The sequence below is a fragment of the Gordonia sp. IITR100 genome (assembly GCF_002009645.1).
GTDB lineage: Bacteria > Actinomycetota > Actinomycetes > Mycobacteriales > Mycobacteriaceae > Gordonia > Gordonia hongkongensis.
Map to the genome: position 1 here is coordinate 22,501 of NZ_MVKV01000009.1, position 15,869 is coordinate 38,369.

General features: G+C 69.8%; 12 protein-coding genes. 10 read left to right on the forward strand and 2 right to left on the reverse strand.

What is annotated here, in order from left to right; all coding sequences use genetic code 11:
* The first annotated feature begins 39 nt into the window (after positions 1 to 39).
* The 7 genes from B1818_RS14135 to B1818_RS14165 all read left to right on the forward strand — a co-directional run bounded on the left by B1818_RS14135 (position 40) and on the right by B1818_RS14165 (position 8,573).
* On the forward strand, positions 40 to 1,131 hold the full coding sequence (locus tag B1818_RS14135; protein WP_058251989.1) for a cellulase family glycosylhydrolase: 1,092 nt from the start codon (positions 40 to 42) through the stop codon (positions 1,129 to 1,131).
* A 144-nt stretch (positions 1,132 to 1,275) separates the two neighbouring features.
* Complete coding sequence (locus tag B1818_RS14140; RefSeq protein WP_078113088.1) at positions 1,276 to 2,667, forward strand: hypothetical protein; 1,392 nt, start codon at positions 1,276 to 1,278, stop codon at positions 2,665 to 2,667.
* The gene (locus B1818_RS14145; protein WP_068972023.1) at positions 2,657 to 3,763 is read left to right on the forward strand and encodes a glycosyltransferase; all 1,107 of its coding nucleotides are present in this window, start codon (positions 2,657 to 2,659) and stop codon (positions 3,761 to 3,763) included. The genes B1818_RS14140 and B1818_RS14145 overlap by 11 nt, the downstream gene beginning before the upstream one ends.
* On the forward strand, positions 3,750 to 5,021 hold the full coding sequence (locus B1818_RS14150; RefSeq protein WP_058251992.1) for a hypothetical protein: 1,272 nt from the start codon (positions 3,750 to 3,752) through the stop codon (positions 5,019 to 5,021). The genes B1818_RS14145 and B1818_RS14150 overlap by 14 nt, the downstream gene beginning before the upstream one ends.
* A 38-nt stretch (positions 5,022 to 5,059) precedes the next feature.
* Positions 5,060 to 6,235, forward strand: coding sequence for a lipase family protein (locus B1818_RS14155; protein ID WP_231742422.1), 1,176 nt, complete (start codon positions 5,060 to 5,062; stop codon positions 6,233 to 6,235).
* Positions 6,236 to 6,279: 44 nt separating this feature from the next.
* Complete coding sequence (locus tag B1818_RS14160; RefSeq protein ID WP_078113141.1) at positions 6,280 to 6,948, forward strand: GAF domain-containing protein; 669 nt, start codon at positions 6,280 to 6,282, stop codon at positions 6,946 to 6,948.
* Positions 6,949 to 7,079: 131 nt separating this feature from the next.
* Positions 7,080 to 8,573: a sugar transferase gene (locus B1818_RS14165; RefSeq protein WP_058252031.1), complete on the forward strand. Its 1,494-nt coding sequence runs from the start codon at positions 7,080 to 7,082 to the stop codon at positions 8,571 to 8,573.
* Positions 8,574 to 8,595: 22 nt separating this feature from the next.
* On the opposite strand, the gene B1818_RS24190 is transcribed toward B1818_RS14165, so the two are convergent.
* Together B1818_RS24190 and B1818_RS14170 are read right to left on the reverse strand one after the other, a co-directional pair.
* Positions 8,596 to 8,736, reverse strand: coding sequence for a hypothetical protein (locus tag B1818_RS24190; protein ID WP_175404324.1), 141 nt, complete (start codon positions 8,734 to 8,736; stop codon positions 8,596 to 8,598).
* A gap of 257 nt (positions 8,737 to 8,993) precedes the next feature.
* Positions 8,994 to 10,436, reverse strand: a complete 1,443-nt coding sequence (locus B1818_RS14170; protein ID WP_254859682.1) for a PLP-dependent aminotransferase family protein — start codon at positions 10,434 to 10,436, stop codon at positions 8,994 to 8,996.
* A gap of 191 nt (positions 10,437 to 10,627) precedes the next feature.
* On the opposite strand from B1818_RS14170, the gene B1818_RS14175 reads away from it, so the two are divergent.
* From B1818_RS14175 to B1818_RS14185, 3 genes are read left to right on the forward strand one after another with little or no spacing between them, the layout of a single operon-like run.
* Positions 10,628 to 11,743, forward strand: coding sequence for a DUF559 domain-containing protein (locus tag B1818_RS14175; protein WP_078113089.1), 1,116 nt, complete (start codon positions 10,628 to 10,630; stop codon positions 11,741 to 11,743).
* The gene (locus B1818_RS14180; RefSeq protein ID WP_078113090.1) at positions 11,725 to 12,405 is read left to right on the forward strand and encodes a MarR family transcriptional regulator; all 681 of its coding nucleotides are present in this window, start codon (positions 11,725 to 11,727) and stop codon (positions 12,403 to 12,405) included. The genes B1818_RS14175 and B1818_RS14180 overlap by 19 nt, the downstream gene beginning before the upstream one ends.
* Positions 12,406 to 12,409: 4 nt before the next feature.
* The gene (locus B1818_RS14185) at positions 12,410 to 15,856 is read left to right on the forward strand and encodes a DUF87 domain-containing protein (RefSeq protein ID WP_078113091.1); all 3,447 of its coding nucleotides are present in this window, start codon (positions 12,410 to 12,412) and stop codon (positions 15,854 to 15,856) included.
* The last annotated feature ends 13 nt before the right edge of the window (positions 15,857 to 15,869 follow it).

Genomic DNA, 15,869 nt, shown 5'->3' on the forward strand with positions numbered 1-15,869 from the left:
GCCGCGCGCGATGCGCGTCTCGTCAGATAGGCACCATCCATGACACGGTCCCTGCACGGTCGGGCCACCCGGTCGGCCCTCGCATACGTGTGCATCCTCGTCGCAACCCTCGCCGCGATCGTATGGGTCCGCAGCGACGCGCATTCGGCGCCGGCTGCGTGCTCACTCGCCAACGGCGAGAACAAGGTCGCGGCGTCGCCGGGTGCCTCGTTGCTCGGTGCGTCCGATGAGGACCTCAATCGGGAGCTGTCGGTCGCCCAGGACCTCGGTATGTGGGCGGTGCGACTCGACGTGGACTGGTCGGTCGTCGAACCCCGGCGCGGACAACGGAACTGGGCGCCCATCGACCGGGTGGTCAACGCCGTGGTCGCCCACGGGATGTGTCCGCTGGGGCTGGTGACCTACACACCGCTGTGGGCGGCACGCGCGTCCGACTTCCCGCGCAACAGCCACTACCGGCCCGCCGACCCCAACGTCTTCGCATCCTTTGCCGCGGCCGCGGCGCAACGGTACGCCGAATCGATCGCGGTCTGGGAGATCTGGAACGAGCCCAACCTGGCGAACTACTGGCTGCCGAGGGCGAACTCGGCCGAGTACGGCCGCCTGCTCGCTGCGTCCTACGCGGCCGTCAAACGCGCGGTCCCCGGCGTCGCGGTGATCTCCGGAGGGCTCGCACCCGGCACCGACAACGGCCGCGACATCGCACCGCTGACCTTCGTGCGCAATCTGTATCAGGGCGGATTCAACCGCTCGCTGGACGCACTCGGCGTGCATCCCTACACCTATCCGGCTCTGCCCAACGACCCCGCCGCGGCATCGTGGAGCACCGCGGCACGGATGTGGGACATGCGCGACGTGATGGTCGCCGCGGGCGACGGCGACAAGAAGATCTGGATGACCGAGTTCGGCGCACCGACCGGAACCGGCACGAACGCCGTCACCGAGGAGGTCCAGGCACAGAGCATCGCGATAGCCATCGGCGCCCAGAGCGACGCGCCCTGGCTCGGACCGCTGTTCGTGTACTCGCTGCGAGACGCCGGCACCGACCCGAACAATCTCGAGCACAACTTCGGCCTGGTGCGCCGCGACTGGTCACCGAAGCAGGCGTACTCGATGCTCGCCTCGCGGTGACCTCCGAAATCGTTTCTCGCACACGCCACGCCCGCCGGTGCCGACCACGATTGCCCGCTTCCTTCGTTATGGTGAACTGACAGCTGATCGACACTGCAATGTCCGGGGATGGTCGGGGGGCATCCGACACCACAGGAGTTAGGCGTGACCTCCAGCTTCGATGCCGCCGGGCGACGTGATGCGCCGCCCTCGGTCGACCTGTTCGGGCACTTCGGTGATCTCGTCCGTGTCGCCGTCCCCGCGATCCTGATCGGCATCCTCGTCGGCGCCTCGGTGTTCGCGCTGCGGACCGCATTGGTCCCGAAGGAGTACTCGGCCACGGTCATCACCGAGATCACGCCGGCCGGCACGATCATTCCGGGCGACGCCTTCGTCGAACAGTTGCGTGCCCCGTTCGTGGCGCTGTCCACCGACGAGAACGTCCTGCAACAGGTGCTCACCCAGGTCGACACCGGATGGACGACAAGCGAGTTGAGCTCGCACGTCACCACGACTCCGGGAACGGCTCCCACACTGATGGACTTCACCGCCACGGCGCCGACGAGTACCCAGGCCGAAGACGTCGCCCGCGCGATGGTCACCGCCATCTCCGCCGCGTCGCTGTCCACCCATGCCCGCGACATCACCCGGCAGATCGATCAACTGCGTGCGCAGGTGACCGCCGAGCGCGTCCGCAACCGCGCACTGCCCGACCGCAGCGAGGCGAAGGTCGAATCCGATGCGACCCTCGCCGATCTCGACTCCCAGCTCACCCGGTTGCAGAACTCGTCGTCGGACACGCTCACCATCCTCGCGGCACCGTCGGCGAGCGAGGTGCCTGTCAGCCCCAAACCGGCCCAGGAGGGTGCGGTCGCCGGCATCGCCGCGACGATCATCGCGGCGGAGCTGCTCGCACTGCTCCGTGGGCGGGTCGGCCGGAAACCGAACCCGATCTGGGCCCGCCGCGCGGCGCACCGGTACGGCGCGGAGCTCACCTACGGACAGCGGGGCGAGCCGGCGCTGCCGGCGAATCTGCTGCCCGCGTTCGCGCAACGCCATCGCCGCGCCCAGGTCGCGCTGATCCTCACCGGCGACCACATCGACGCCGCTCGCGCGATCGACGACATCCGTCACCCGGAGGACGACGCGACCACCGGGCACCGTCTGCGCATCGTCCGGTTCCCTCTCACCGAGCCCTGGTGGCAGAGCGTCGATCCCGGGGACGTCGCGCTCGCGGCTGTGGTCGTCTCGTCTTCTGGACGTGATCGCAAGGCGGCCGACCGGGCGCTGTCCCAGCTCGCGACCATCGGGTCGACCCGTCATCTGATCGTGCAGCGCACGGGGAAGCAGCCTTCCGCGCCTGCCCTGTCCACCGCCGCGGACCCGGTCCCCGACAATCGTGCCGGGGGCGAAAGTGCCGGGGCCACAGCCGCATCGAGAGCCGAGGTTGCCACACCCATGACACCCCAGCCGCCGTCTGACGATCGACGAGGCGCGACACTCGATTCCGACCGGTTCCGCACCGCGCCGGGAGATGTGGGCAGCAATGCCCGGTGACCGCGTCGCCGTCGTCCACGAACGACTCACGGAGATCGCCGGGTCCGAGCACGTCGTCGAACAACTCGCCGCGACGTGGCCGACGGTCGAGGTACACGCGCCGATCTCACGGACCGAGGGGGTACCGGCCGGATTGGCCGAGCCGCCGATCACCTCGTCGCTCAATCGCGCCTACCGCCTGCTCGGCGAACGCAGCTACGCCCCGTTGCTCCCGCTGATGCCACTGGCGTTCCGGCGGATGCCGCTGCGGGATGCCGACGCGGTCGTCACCAGCCATCACGCCTTCGCCACCCAGGCGGTGCACGCGACCGACGCCCCGGTCATCGCCTACGTACACAGTCCGGCCCGCTGGGCATGGGATCCGTCGCTGCGCGCGGGCGAGGGCGGCGGGGCAGCCGGCGCCGCGATCCTGTCGGCGCTGTCGGTGGTCGCCCGGCGCTGCGAAGTCGGCGCCGCGCCCCGTCTGCACACCGTCGTCGCGAACTCCTCGGCCGTCGCCGAGCGCATCCGCGAGCACTGGGGACGTGAGTCGGTCGTCGTGCACCCGCCGGTGGACCTCGACGGCTTCACACCGGATCCCGCGGTGCCCCGTGAGGACTTCTACCTCCTCGCCGGACGACTCGTCCCCTACAAGCGACCCGACCTCGCGATCGCGGCGGCCGCCCGCGCCGACGTCCGGCTCGTGGTCGCGGGAGACGGACGGGCCATGCCGCAGTGTCGCGAGCTCGCCGGGCCGAAGACGACGTTCCTCGGCCGCGTCCCCCACGACACCCTGCTGAACCTGCATCGCAGCGCCCGCGCGGTCCTGATGCCCGGGATCGAGGACTTCGGCATCGTGCCCGTCGAGGCGATGGCCACCGGCACGCCCGTCATCGCGCTCGGTGAAGGCGGCGCCCTCGACACCGTCGTACCCGGATCGACCGGTCTGCTGATCGAACCGGGGACCGACGACGAGATCGTCGAGCGGCTGGCCGCGTCGTTGCGCGACTTCGCCGTCGACGACTACGACCGATCCGAGATCCGCGCCTGGGCCGAGCGCTTCCGGCGCGAACGGTTCCGCGACGAGATGCGCGAGGTCGTCGATGCCGCGCTCTGAGAACGCCGCGACAGCCGGGGCGCAGCGTGCCTCCGTCCTCGACCGCGCACTGGCCACGTCCCGCACGATCTCGGTGACCGGCCCGATGGCGCCGCTGGATCTCGAGGTCATCCGGACCCGGCTGACCCGGGCATGGACACCGACGTCGAGACTGAGTCTCGTCCCCGATCCGGCGTCGGCGAGCTGGGCCCACGACGTGGCGACCCTGCCGCGGGTCGTCGAGCGGCCCGACCTCGCCGACCTGCCGATCGGCGACATCATGACGCGCCTGCGGAACCGTCCCGAGCCGCTGCCCCGACTCGAGGTGCTCGTGTGTGGTCAGTGGCTGGTCATCGACCACACCCACGGCATGGGCGACGGCCGCCTCGGCATCGAGCAGATCGCCGGTCTGGCCAGCCACCACGAGTTCCCGATGACCGAGCGGTTCGAACGCTCGCTGCCGCCGGACGCCGCCTGGCAGGCGTTGCGTCGTCACGTCCTGCGACACCCCAGACGTCTGCGCGACATCATGCGCCTGCGCGCCGCGAACGTCTCGCCGCCGACCCACGGACCCACGCGCGTCATCGAGGACTGGCATGCCACCCGCTGCGCCGTCACCGCCGCGATGCGCCCGGGACAGACCGACGAACTCAAGCGTGCGATCGCCGACACCGGTGTCCGGATGTCCTCGGCGGCGGTGACCGTCGCGCTGTGGCGCGCCGCCCTGTCCGCGCAGGGCGTTCCCCTCGACGAGCGCACGCAGATCCTCTTCGACTGCCGCCGCTATCTCGACGCCGGGCACGCCGAGGACCATGGCAACTTCGCCGTGGGCATACCACTGCGCTTCCCACGCGACGCGACGCCGATGGAGATCGGGGACCGCATCCGTGCGGTCGCCGAATCCGGCTGGCCCGCGGCCGTTCTGGCCGCGGGAGAACTCCGGGCGCGCCTGCGTCGATCGTCACCCGAGGAGCCGCCCGTCCCGCGCCGGGTCGAGGTGCCCGACCGGTTACGACTGTCGGTCAGCGACCTCGGGCGGATCGGGATCTTCGGTGATCTGCCGTGGGATCTGGCGGCGGCCTCGCATCACCTGTTCGCCTATGTCGAGCCCGATGGCCCGGATGCGGCGAGCATGCTCGTCAGCGAGATCGACGGTTCGCGCAGTTTCACCGCGACGTTCTGCAGCGATTTCGTCGGTCGCCCGGTCATCGAGGCGGCCCTCGACCACCTCTGCGAAGATCCGGTGTCCCTGCTGGATCGGCTGCTCACGCGCTCATGAGGACGGTGTCGCGGCGCGTCAGGCGCCCGCCTGCGACCGTGCTCGTGGCCGTCCTGCTCGTCACAGCACTGCTGACCGCCGCATGTTCGGCCTCCGCCGGCCCGGCGTCTGACGATGCATCGCAGAGCTTTTCGGCACCGCCGGGGGCGTCGGCCGGCGATCTGGTGGGATCACCCATACCGACCGACGCCTACATCTCCCTGCGGCGCATCGTCGACCGCACCGTGCGGTTCCGCTACCTGTCCACCGACCCGGTCAGCGGTGCGCTGGTTCCCGTCTCGGCCGCGGTGTTCGTGCCGCGCGGCCGGACACCGGCGGGCGGATGGCAGATCCTGGCGGTCGGACACCCGACGACCGGCATCGCGGGCAACTGCGCCCCGTCGCTGCACGGCAACCTGCTGGGCACCGTCGGGCTCATCGCGTCGCTGCTCGAGCAGGGATTCGTCGTCGTACAGACGGACTATCGAGGACTCGGCACACCAGGACCCCACCGTTATCTCGACCCGGCGCCCGCCGCGAACGACATCATCGACTCGGTGCGTGCGACGCGGATGATCGTCGACGGCACCAGCGATCAGTGGTGGGGCTTCGGGGTGTCACAGGGCGGGCACGCGGTGTTCCACGCCAACGAGATCGCGCCGACCTACGGTCGCGGTCTGCGACTGCGCGGGACGGTGAGCATGAGTCCCGCGCTCGACGTCGCGCCGTTGGCCGACGCGATGGATGCCGGCACCCTCACCCCGGAGCAGATCGCGTTTCTCCCGCTGGTCCTGACGGGATTGAAGGCGATCCATCCCGAACTCGTCATCGACGACTACGTGCACGGACCGCTGCGTGAGGCGTTCGGCGTGTTCCTGGAGTGCAACGACGCCGCGATGGTGCAGAAGCAGGCCATCGTCGAGGAGGTGCGACCGGAGGACTATCGCCCGGTCGACGACGTGGCCACCGACCGACTCCGGACGTGGCTGCGCGAGGTGAGTCTGCCCCAGGGTCGGGCTTCGGCCCCGATGCTCGTCGCCTACAGCGACGCCGACGACGTCATCCCGGCCCCGTGGACGGCGGGAGCCATCGATCGGGGATGCCGGCTGGGCGATGCGATCACCGCGATCGAGGTCCGCGGTCAGCCGCACGGCATACTCGACATCGGCTCCGCGGCGACCGACTGGGTCCGGGCCGTGCGGTCAGGACAGCGTCCGCCGAACACCTGCGCGTGAGCTGTGTGCCGACCGGGTCGACCCGGGCAGCGAGAGGAGTGACGATGAGTTCGAACACCGAGGACGGTGCGAACACCGTGAACCCCGTCGACGACCCCACTCCGGATGGCGAGCCGACCACGGACCCAGCCCAGCTCGCCGCACTCTTCGACACGTCACCCGAGGCCGGCGTGCACGCCGTCCTCGAAGCGGTGCGCGGGCGCAACCCCGACATGGCCCGGTCGCTCAGCGCGATCCTGTCCGATCCGGAGCGGATGCGTGCGCTGAAGGACAGCGGCCTGCTCGACGACCCGCCGACCCACAGCCTCGACGAGACGATCCGGCTCACGATCGATGCCGTGGGCGTCCCGCACGTCGCCGTCAACCTCATCACACCGGACGAGCAGGCGACCGCCGCGATCGCCTTCCGGTCCGGGAGTCCCGACGGTCCCAGCACCCGGTCGCTGGTCAACTCCCTCTGCGTCCTCCCGGTGGTCAGCGGTTCACCCCTCATCATCGACGACATCGCCGACCACGCGCTCCTCGCCGACCACCCGACCGCCGTCAGCGGGGAGGTGACCGCCTACCTCGGCATCCCGCTCGCCGACGACGACGGACATGTCATCGGCACGTTCTGCGCCTGGGACTCGGAGGCGCATCACTGGTCCACCGCGGAGGTCCAGCTCATGTCCGATCTCTCGATCCTGGTCCAGGAGCTCATCTTCGGGCGTTGACACGGTCGCGTGCCCTCGTGACCTGGCGGTGAGCATTCGGTACCCAACACGTGGCCGGTAGGCGCACGCGGGACCGTCGTGTACACCTACAATCGTCGGGACGGGGGGCTGTTCTTTCGGATGGAGTGGACTTGTCGACCCGTGTATCGCAGGCCGAGTTCCCGCAGACCACGAGGCGCACCCCGGTGTACTCGTCGCCCAACGGTCGGCGCACCTTTCACGAGCTGATCCGCGACGATCCCCTGAGCACGATCGTGACCGTGTCGATCGACGTGTTGTCCGCGACGATCGCGGTGGCCGCCGGGATCTGGTGGGTGAGGAGTGGCAGCGGCGCGAACCCGCCGTTGTGGACACTCGCCACCTTCGTGCCGACCCTCGTGATCGTCTTCTCCTTGCGCGGGGTCTACCGTCGGGGGCTCAATCGCCGGTTCCTCGACGAGGTCGGCCGGGTCATGACCGGATGCACGATCACCGCGATGATCCTGCTGTGTTCTCTGCTCCTCTCCTACTCCGACGACAGACCCGGCGCCGCGGTCACCAAGGTGTGGGTGTCGGCGCTGTTCTGGGTTCCGTTCGGTCGTCTCATCCGCGACATCATCCAGCGGAGTCTGCGCAAGAACGGTCATCTGCTGTCCCCCACGCTGATCATCGGCGACGGGCCGATCACCGCACAGGTGGTCGGCCGCATGGTGGCCGCGCCGGAGCACGGTCTCCGGCCGGTCGGCATCCTGGCCGCCGGCGCGCCACCCCGCGCCGATCGGGACGAGGGACCCACCAACGAGATCGCGCAGCTCGGCGGGGTGGACGAACTCGACGACGCGATCCGGGCGACGAAGGCCGAGGTCCTGGTCGTGGCCTTCGCGGTCACCAATGTCGAAAGGCTCACCGCCGCCGTCCGTATCGCCCACCGGCACGGGGTCAAGGTGTGGATCGTGCCGCGCATGTTCGACGTCGTCGGACGCCGCAGCCGGGTCGACCACATCGGCGGGCTGCCCCTGATGTCGGTCCCGCACACCAACCCGCGCGGTTGGCAGTTCCGTACCAAGCACATCGGGGACCGGGTGGTCGGAGCCCTGATCCTCGCCGCGATCTCACCGCTGTTCCTCACGCTCATGCTGCTGGTCCGGCTGAGCTCGCCGGGCCCGATCTTCTTCGCCCAACCGCGGGTGGGTCGCGACGCGCGGGTGTTCAACTGCCTGAAGTTCCGCTCGATGCGGCCCGAGGACCCCGCCGCGGAGAAATTCCGGCCGACCGCGGGCAGCGCACCCGGCGGCGTCGAGGGCGTCGACCGCCGCACCAGGATCGGCAAGATCATGCGCTCGACGTCGATGGACGAACTACCCCAGTTACTCAACGTGATCCGCGGGGACATGAGTCTCGTGGGTCCACGCCCGGAGCGTCCCGAGTACGTCTCGCTGTTCGAGGTGCAGATCCGGCGATACGGCGAACGCCACCGGGTGAAGGCCGGGGTCACCGGCTGGGCGCAGGTGCACGGCCTGCGCGGTCAGACCTCCATCGCCGACCGCGCCGAGTGGGACAACTACTACATCGAGAACTGGTCACTCTGGCTCGACGTCAAGATCCTGCTCCTGACCGTGCTCGCGGTGCTCAAACGGGCGGAGTAGCCGCGGCCACCCACCCGCCTCGTCACATCGTCGGACGTCGGGTGTCGTACGCGGGGCGATACGGCACCCGTCCCCGCTCGTCGCGGATGGTGACGATCAACGTGCGGGCGATGACGACGAGCAGGATGATGCCGCTGACGATCGCGAGGAGCAGTGCGGTCATGACTACCTCCTGACGCCGGAACATGGTGTGCCGGCATTCAATCGCCGATCACGACCTGGTGGTAGATGCCAACCGCGCATCGTTGGACTCAACTGCCCGCCCATGGTGACGCGACTCCGCCGGGCGGCGCCACTGATTTTCTCCGGCGGGCCGGTGCGGGGGTCTGGCGACGGCATCGCCGACGGACAGCATCATCCGGCACACCGCCGAGAAGTGCGGTGCGGCAACGACACGCAGTCCGCGACGGTCTATATCTCTCACGCCGGGCGCGTCAACGCGTCCGGCGCCCCCGGGCGATCAAGTGATGCCCATACGTCCCGCAACACGTCGACGCCGGCGGCGAGGTCGTCGGCATCCTCGGTGAACGGAACGCGAATGTAGCGTTCGTGCGCCCCGTCGACGCCGAACTTCGGTCCGGCGCTGATCCGCACACCTCGGTTCAGGGCGGCGGCCGCGAGCGCGGAACTCAGCGGCGCCCCGAGCCCGACCCACATCGCCAACCCACCGTTGACGTCGGGACTCTCCCACTCCGGCAGGTGTTTTCGCAGAAGTCCGGTGAGCGTGTCCCGGCCGATACGAAGCTGCGCGGAACGAACGGCGAGCAGGTCGTCGTAACCGGCCAAGACCTCGGCGGCGATCTGCTGGTCGATGATCGGCGAACCGAGGTCACCGGCGGGTCTCCGTCGGACGATCCGGTCGACGATGTCCTCGTCGGCACGAATCCATCCCACCCGCAATCCACTCCACACCGTCTTGCCCAGCGATCCGATCGTCACCACCGGCACCGAGGACCTCACCGGCGCATGCGCGGCGAACGGGAAATGGTCCGTCCGACGATCGATGTCGAGCTCGGCAGTCGTCTCGTCGACGAGCAGCGCGGTCCCGGCCCGGCGCGCCGCGTCGGCGAGTCGCTCTCGATGGGCGGACGGCATCGAGGCGCCCGTCGGGTTCTGGAAATCCGGTATGCAATAAGCCATCTCGGGTCGCATCCGGTTGAGGATCTCGAGGAAGTGGTCCATGTCCCAACCGGCCGCGGTGACCGGCGTCGACACGAGCCGTCCACCGGCCTCGGCGATCGCCTCGTAGGCGTGCGGATAGGTCGGGGTCTCGACGACCACCCGGTCGGCTCGCCGGAGCAGGGTCCGCGCGACGAGTGCGATGGCGTGTTGCCCACCGAGGGTCACCACGATCTGCGCCGGGGTCGTGGGCAGTCCGCGGTCGGTGTATCGATCGGCGATTCGTCGGCGTAGCAGCGGATCGCCCACCAGGTCGAGTCCGGGCCGGCGCAGCAGGTCGGGCACATTGCCCGTGACCCGCTCGATGATCGCCTCGAGACCGGGCACCGGTTCGGGAACGGCGTGCGCGAAGTCGATCTCGGCAACCGCGCCCGGACCCCTCCGCGGGAGCATCGCGACGGAGCCGGATCCCCGGACGCTGACCAGATAGCCGGCCTCGCGCAGCGCTCCGTACGCCGACACCACCGTGGTCCGACTCCGCCCGAGCGCATCGGCGAGGATTCGCTCGGCGGGCAACCGCGTGTATGTCGCGATCCGGCCGTCGTCGATGAGGAGTCGGATGCGGGCGGCGAGGGCCGCGTAGGCCGCGTCGCCGCTCTCCCACTCACCGAGCAGCGTGACAAGTTGCTTCACCCCGAGGTTCGAGCGAGCCACCGGCCGGCCGATGGCTCGCGGTGCACCCACAGAATCCTCCTCACCGGTCGCCAGGGTCCAACGACGCCCTGCGGCCGTCGACGTCCAGTCAAACGCAGTGCCCGCGGGCACCACAAGGTCCAATCCGCGGTCGGTGGACTGCCGTCGAGCGGTGGTGGCGGTCCACAGATCACCCGTGACCACCGGGCGGCTGTCGGGTTCGGGCGATATCGTCGGCGTCGATGAACATCCGCCCGTCAGCTCTCGACGCGGCCGTGCGTCCCGGGCACGTGCTACGTGTCGATGACGTCGACGGCCTCGCCCTGGCCGACCTCGTCGACTCGGTCTCGGCTGACCTACCGGTGTTCCTGGACCATCGCGGGCCCGGCGATCGCACCGCCCGGGAGGTCGTCCGGGAGGTCCTCGACGCGCTCGAGGACATCGTCGTCGCCCTCTTCCCGGTCTGGCTCCCGGGCCATGAGCCGGGCCTGCCGGTCGACGCCGACGACGCCGAGGCCACGGCGCGCCTGCTGTGCCGGGACGCCGGCTTCCCCTCGCCCGCCGTCATCCATCTGGCCCGTGCGGCCGCCGGCGCGCGACGTCCCGGCCCCGGCCCCGCCGACGACGCCCGGGCGGCCGCGCTGACATTCCTCCTGCGACGGGGATACGGACGGGGTTCCGTGGTCCTGGCCGTGCGCGCGGACACCACATTGGCCGAGCGGGCCCAGCACGCGGCGGCCGCCGCGTACGAATGGCTGGCCGACCGCGCGGCCCTCACCGTGTGGCTCACCGCCGACGCCCTGCCCGCGGTCACCAGGGTGCCGGCCATCCGGATCGGGGTACCCGCGGGGCGGCGATTCCCGCCGTCCGGTCCGGTGGAGGCGCTGCACGATCCGTCATCGGCCTCGGCGAGACCCGTCCTCGTCGCCTCCCGTCCGTCGGGGAGACCGGCACCGCACAGCGATGCCGAGCAAACCCTCGAACGCGCCCTCGCGCGTGCACCGTGGGCTCGCGACCGACAGTGGAACCGGAGTCCGCGCGACCTCGATCCGCTCCACCCCGCGGTGATCGTCGACCTGCTGTGGCCGAGTGAACGCGTGGTCGTGGAGGTCGACGGCGCGGATCATCGCGGCCCGGTAAAGTACGCGCGAGATCGACGTCGCGACAACATGCTTCAGCGTGCCGGGTACCTCGTTCTGCGTTACACGAACGACCACGTTCTCGACGACACGTCCCTTGTCGTCGCAGAGCTGGCCGCCGTGATCGCCGAGCGCTCCCGACACCCGGCGCCGTCCCGACCGACGCCCGCCCGACCCCCTTCGACCCGCGAGGAGCATCCGTGGACCACGCCCAGCTGACGCCGATCCAGAGTGCGGCGCTGTTCGTCCTGCTGGCCGAGTCCCGAGAGCTCTCCAACCCAGAGTTGAAGGAGTTCGGTGCCGCGCTGGACAAGCCTGCTCGCAACCATCTCAACGCCCTCGGCCTCGTCGACTCTCGACTCGGCGCGCGCCGCGCGTACTTCCACACCCTGACCGACCGCGGGTGGGCCTGGTGCGCGGCCGAACTGACATCCGAGCCACCGAAGAGGTCGACCGCACCGACGAAGGCCATGTACGCGGTCCTCGCCGGCCTCGCCCGGTACCTCGACGACGAGGACCTCCGTCTCCACGAGGTGTTCGGCCGTCCCCGACGCCCCACCCACGAGGAGCCCGGGACCCCGATCGCAACGGCTACGTCCGACCCGGCGTCGTCCACCGTCGATCCCCGGGACCAGATCGCGGCCGCCTACCGCGCCCGGGCCGCCACAGCGGGCGACTTCGTCCTCGTCACCGATCTGCGCGCAGACCTGCCCGGGATGAGCGACGAGGTCTTCGACGCCACGATGGTGGAGTTCCAGCGCGCGCCGGGGGTCAGCCTCATCCCGCAGGAAGACCAGGCGTTGCTGACTCCGGCCGACCGGGCGGCCGCGGTGACGGTGGGCACGCAACCGTGCCATCTGTTCGCGATCGAGGAGAGCTGATCCGATGGACGCCGACGCCCGTCACGCACTGGAATCGATCCGCCTCAACTGGGCCGACACCCCCGACGACGTGTGGGGCACCGCCGACCCCTTCCACGTCGGGGGCCTGCACGAGGACACCATCGTCGACATCATCCGTTCGTTCGACGACGCCCGTCGTTCGCCGTCGGGGAGTCCGATCGGGGTCACGGTGCGCGGTCCGGCCGGATCCGGCAAGACCCATCTCCTGGGCCGGGTCCGGCATCGTGTCCAAGAGGAGGGCGGGTACTTCTTTCTCGTCAAGCTGCTCGACGCCACCGACTTCTGGCGTTCGGTGCTCGTGGCGATCATCGAGGACCTCGGCCGACCGACGCCCCGCCACCGCTCGCAGCTGAATCAGCTCCTCCACCGCCTCGCGATCGACGCCGGGGTCTCGGACGGGACACGTGACGCCGTGACCGGCGGCGCGTCGCTGACACCCGCCGCTCTCGATGACTTCGTCCACGGCGTCTACACCCGCCATTCGCGGCACCGACGCCGGTCGCAGCACATCCTGCGTGCGCTCGTACTGCTGGAGTCCGACGACTTCGCGGCCAAAGACCTCGGCGAGGCGTTTCTGCACCTGGACATCGACGACGCGGAGGAACTCGCCGCCTGGGGCATCCGCAATGCCCGCCTCGGTTATCAGGAGATCGTCGAGAACATCTCGCGGATCATCGCGTTCGACGATGCGGCGGTTCTCGCGATCGACCAGATCGACACCCTGATCGAGGCCGGCAAGACCGCCGAGCCGGGCGAGGAATCACAGGTGGAGAAACTGGCGCACGGCCTGATGTCGGTGCGCGACACCATGAGTCGGACCACATGTGTGGTCTCCTCGATCACCGCCGCGTGGGAGTACCTCGCCGGACACGTCATGCGATCAGCGGTTGATCGGTTCCGGTTGCCACCCACCCTGCAACGGCCCGCGAGTGCGGACTTCGGCCGGCTCCTGCTCGCCCGGCGTTTCGCGCCGGGTTTCGCCGGCGTCGGATTCACGCCGCCCCATCCCACCTGGCCGGTCACCGACACCGCACTGACGGCGGCCACCGATTACACCCCGCGCGAGCTGATGGTGACCGTGGACCGCCAGATCGCCGCGATGCTCCGCAGCGACACGTTCGCCGAGATCACCGACCTCTCCGGCGCGACGTCCACGAAGACCTCCGCCGGCCAGGGCACACTCCCCCTGATCAACCATTCCCGCACCACGACAGACGTTCCTGAAACGGGAGCGTCCGCTCGAGGGCGCTCGTCGTCTGCGGGATCGTCGTCTGCAGGGTCGTCGTCTGCGGGGTCGTCGTCTGCAGGGTCGTCGTCTGCGGGGTCGTCGTCTGCGGGGTCGTCGTCAACCGACTCGTCGTCGACGACCACCTCGCACAATCCCGCGTTCGCGAAGCTCGACCAGCGGTACGCGGAGTTGATCCGGCGTGCCGACCCGCTACCCGCATTGGTGCCCGACACCGAGGACCGGATCGTCCCCTCGCTGCTCCATGCCGGATTGGCGACGTGGATCCAGGCACTGTCCCGCGACGCCGACCGCTGGCAGCTCGATGCCCGGCCGGGACCGAAGAGTCCGCTGCACGGGCGGATCCGACAACTCGTCGACCCGAACCGGGACATCGAGCAGTCCTGGAGCTTCCGTGCCATCGCGGCATCGAACGCGCGTGCCGTCCAGACGCGCCTGTCGAGCGCGACGACGACCTCCGGTTTCACCCTCGGCGACATCGAACGCACCCTGGTGATCCTGCGGCGGGATCCCTGGCCCACGGGGCCCAAGACCCGGCAGATGGTCGAGGAACTGCACGATCGGGGCGGGCGGGTCGTCGCCTGGACCGAACAGGACATCAAACGGCTGAGCGCGCTGGCACAACTGCGGGCCGAACGGCCCTCGCATCTCCGGGAGTGGATCTCCGACCGCAACCCGGCTGCCGAGATCGCCTTTCTCACCGACATCCTGGGCTCCGCGCTCGAAGCGCCTGCGCCAGGCTCGCAGTCACCGGACTCACCCGCAACACCCTTGGTGACGCCTGTCAGACGCCACGAGCCCGGCACCGCGGACGAACGCTCGACCACGCCGCCACCCCGCGAGCCGACGACGGACGAGTTCCGGTCCACCGACCCTCGGTCGGGGTCGGCGGGGTCCGACACCGCCGAGTCGTCGTCGCGAACCACACCCGCCGACGAACAGTCGATCACCCTCGGGCGAAGTGTCGCCACCGGCGAGGCGGTGACCGTCTCGCTGCTCGCCCTGCGCAAGCACGTGGCGCTGTTCGCCGGATCCGGTTCGGGGAAGACGGTGTTGATTCGGCGCATCGTCGAAGAGGCTGCCTTGCAGGGAGTTTCGTCGATCATCCTCGACGTGAACAACGACCTCGCACGCCTGGGGACACCGTGGCCGGACGCCGACCCGCGTCCGTGGACGTCCGACGACCGCGAGCGCGCCAAGCGCTACCTGCACGACACCGAGGTCGCGGTCTTCACCCCGGGTCGGGCATCGGGGCGGCCATTGAGTTTCCAGCCGCTACCCGACTTCAGCACGGTGGTCGGCAACCCCGACGAGTTCCGTGCCGCGGTCGACTCCGCCGTCGGCGCCCTGATCCCGCATGCCCGGGCCATCGGGACCAGCGCGAAAGCCTATCGGCAGCAAGCAGTCCTGCAACAGTCCATGGAGGCCTTCGGACGACGCGGCGGCGGCGCCCTGCAGGCTTACGTCGGATTGCTGACCGAACTGCCCGACGACGCGAGCACTCTCGCCGACGCCCCGAAGCTCGCCGCCGAACTCGCGGAGAACCTCAAGGCCTCGATGGCGATCGATCCGGTCTTCGGGGGTGACGCCGCCCCGGCCGACCCCGGGTACCTGCTCACTCCCTCACCGGGTTTCCGGGCCCGGGTGTCGGTCGTCAACCTCGCCGGCCTCGGCACCGACGACCGGCGGGCCGGTTTCGTCAATCAGCTGCAGATGGCGCTGTTCGCCTGGATCAAGAAGAATCCGGCCGCCGACCGGCCACTCGGCGGACTGCTCGTCATGGACGAGGCGCAGAACTTCGCCCCGTCCGTCCGGATGACCGCGGCGTCGAAGAGCACGAGCGCATTGGCGTCGCAGGCTCGCAAGTACGGCCTCGGGCTCATCTTCGCGACCCAGTCGCCCACCGGCATCGACAACAAGATCTCGGCCAACTCCTCGACCCAGATCTTCGGCCTGCTCAATCATCCGACGCAGATCGAACGCGCCAAGGAACTCGCCGCCAACAAGGGCAGCAGGATTCCCGACATCGGCAAGCTCCCGGCGGGGACGTTCTACATCGCGAGCGAGGGCGGGCGGTTCGCCAAGGCCGAGACGCCGCTCTGCCTCACCTACCACCCGTCGAGTCCGCCGACCGAGGACGAGGTCGTCGAGCTGGCGCGCTCCACGACACCGCGCCCACGGTGACGGCCGGGCCCGA

Excerpts from the sequence above, each read along its gene's own strand:
- B1818_RS14145 (WP_068972023.1), top strand. The coding sequence starts at position 2,657 with ATGCCCGGTGACCGCGTCGCCGTCGTCCACGAACGACTCACGGAGATC.
- B1818_RS14160 (WP_078113141.1), top strand. The coding sequence starts at position 6,280 with ATGAGTTCGAACACCGAGGACGGTGCGAACACCGTGAACCCCGTCGAC.
- B1818_RS14175 (WP_078113089.1), top strand. The coding sequence starts at position 10,628 with ATGAACATCCGCCCGTCAGCTCTCGACGCGGCCGTGCGTCCCGGGCAC.
- B1818_RS14150 (WP_058251992.1), top strand. The coding sequence starts at position 3,750 with ATGCCGCGCTCTGAGAACGCCGCGACAGCCGGGGCGCAGCGTGCCTCC.
- B1818_RS14135 (WP_058251989.1), top strand. The coding sequence starts at position 40 with ATGACACGGTCCCTGCACGGTCGGGCCACCCGGTCGGCCCTCGCATAC.
- B1818_RS14185 (WP_078113091.1), top strand. The coding sequence starts at position 12,410 with ATGGACGCCGACGCCCGTCACGCACTGGAATCGATCCGCCTCAACTGG.
- B1818_RS24190 (WP_175404324.1), bottom strand. The coding sequence starts at position 8,736 with ATGACCGCACTGCTCCTCGCGATCGTCAGCGGCATCATCCTGCTCGTC.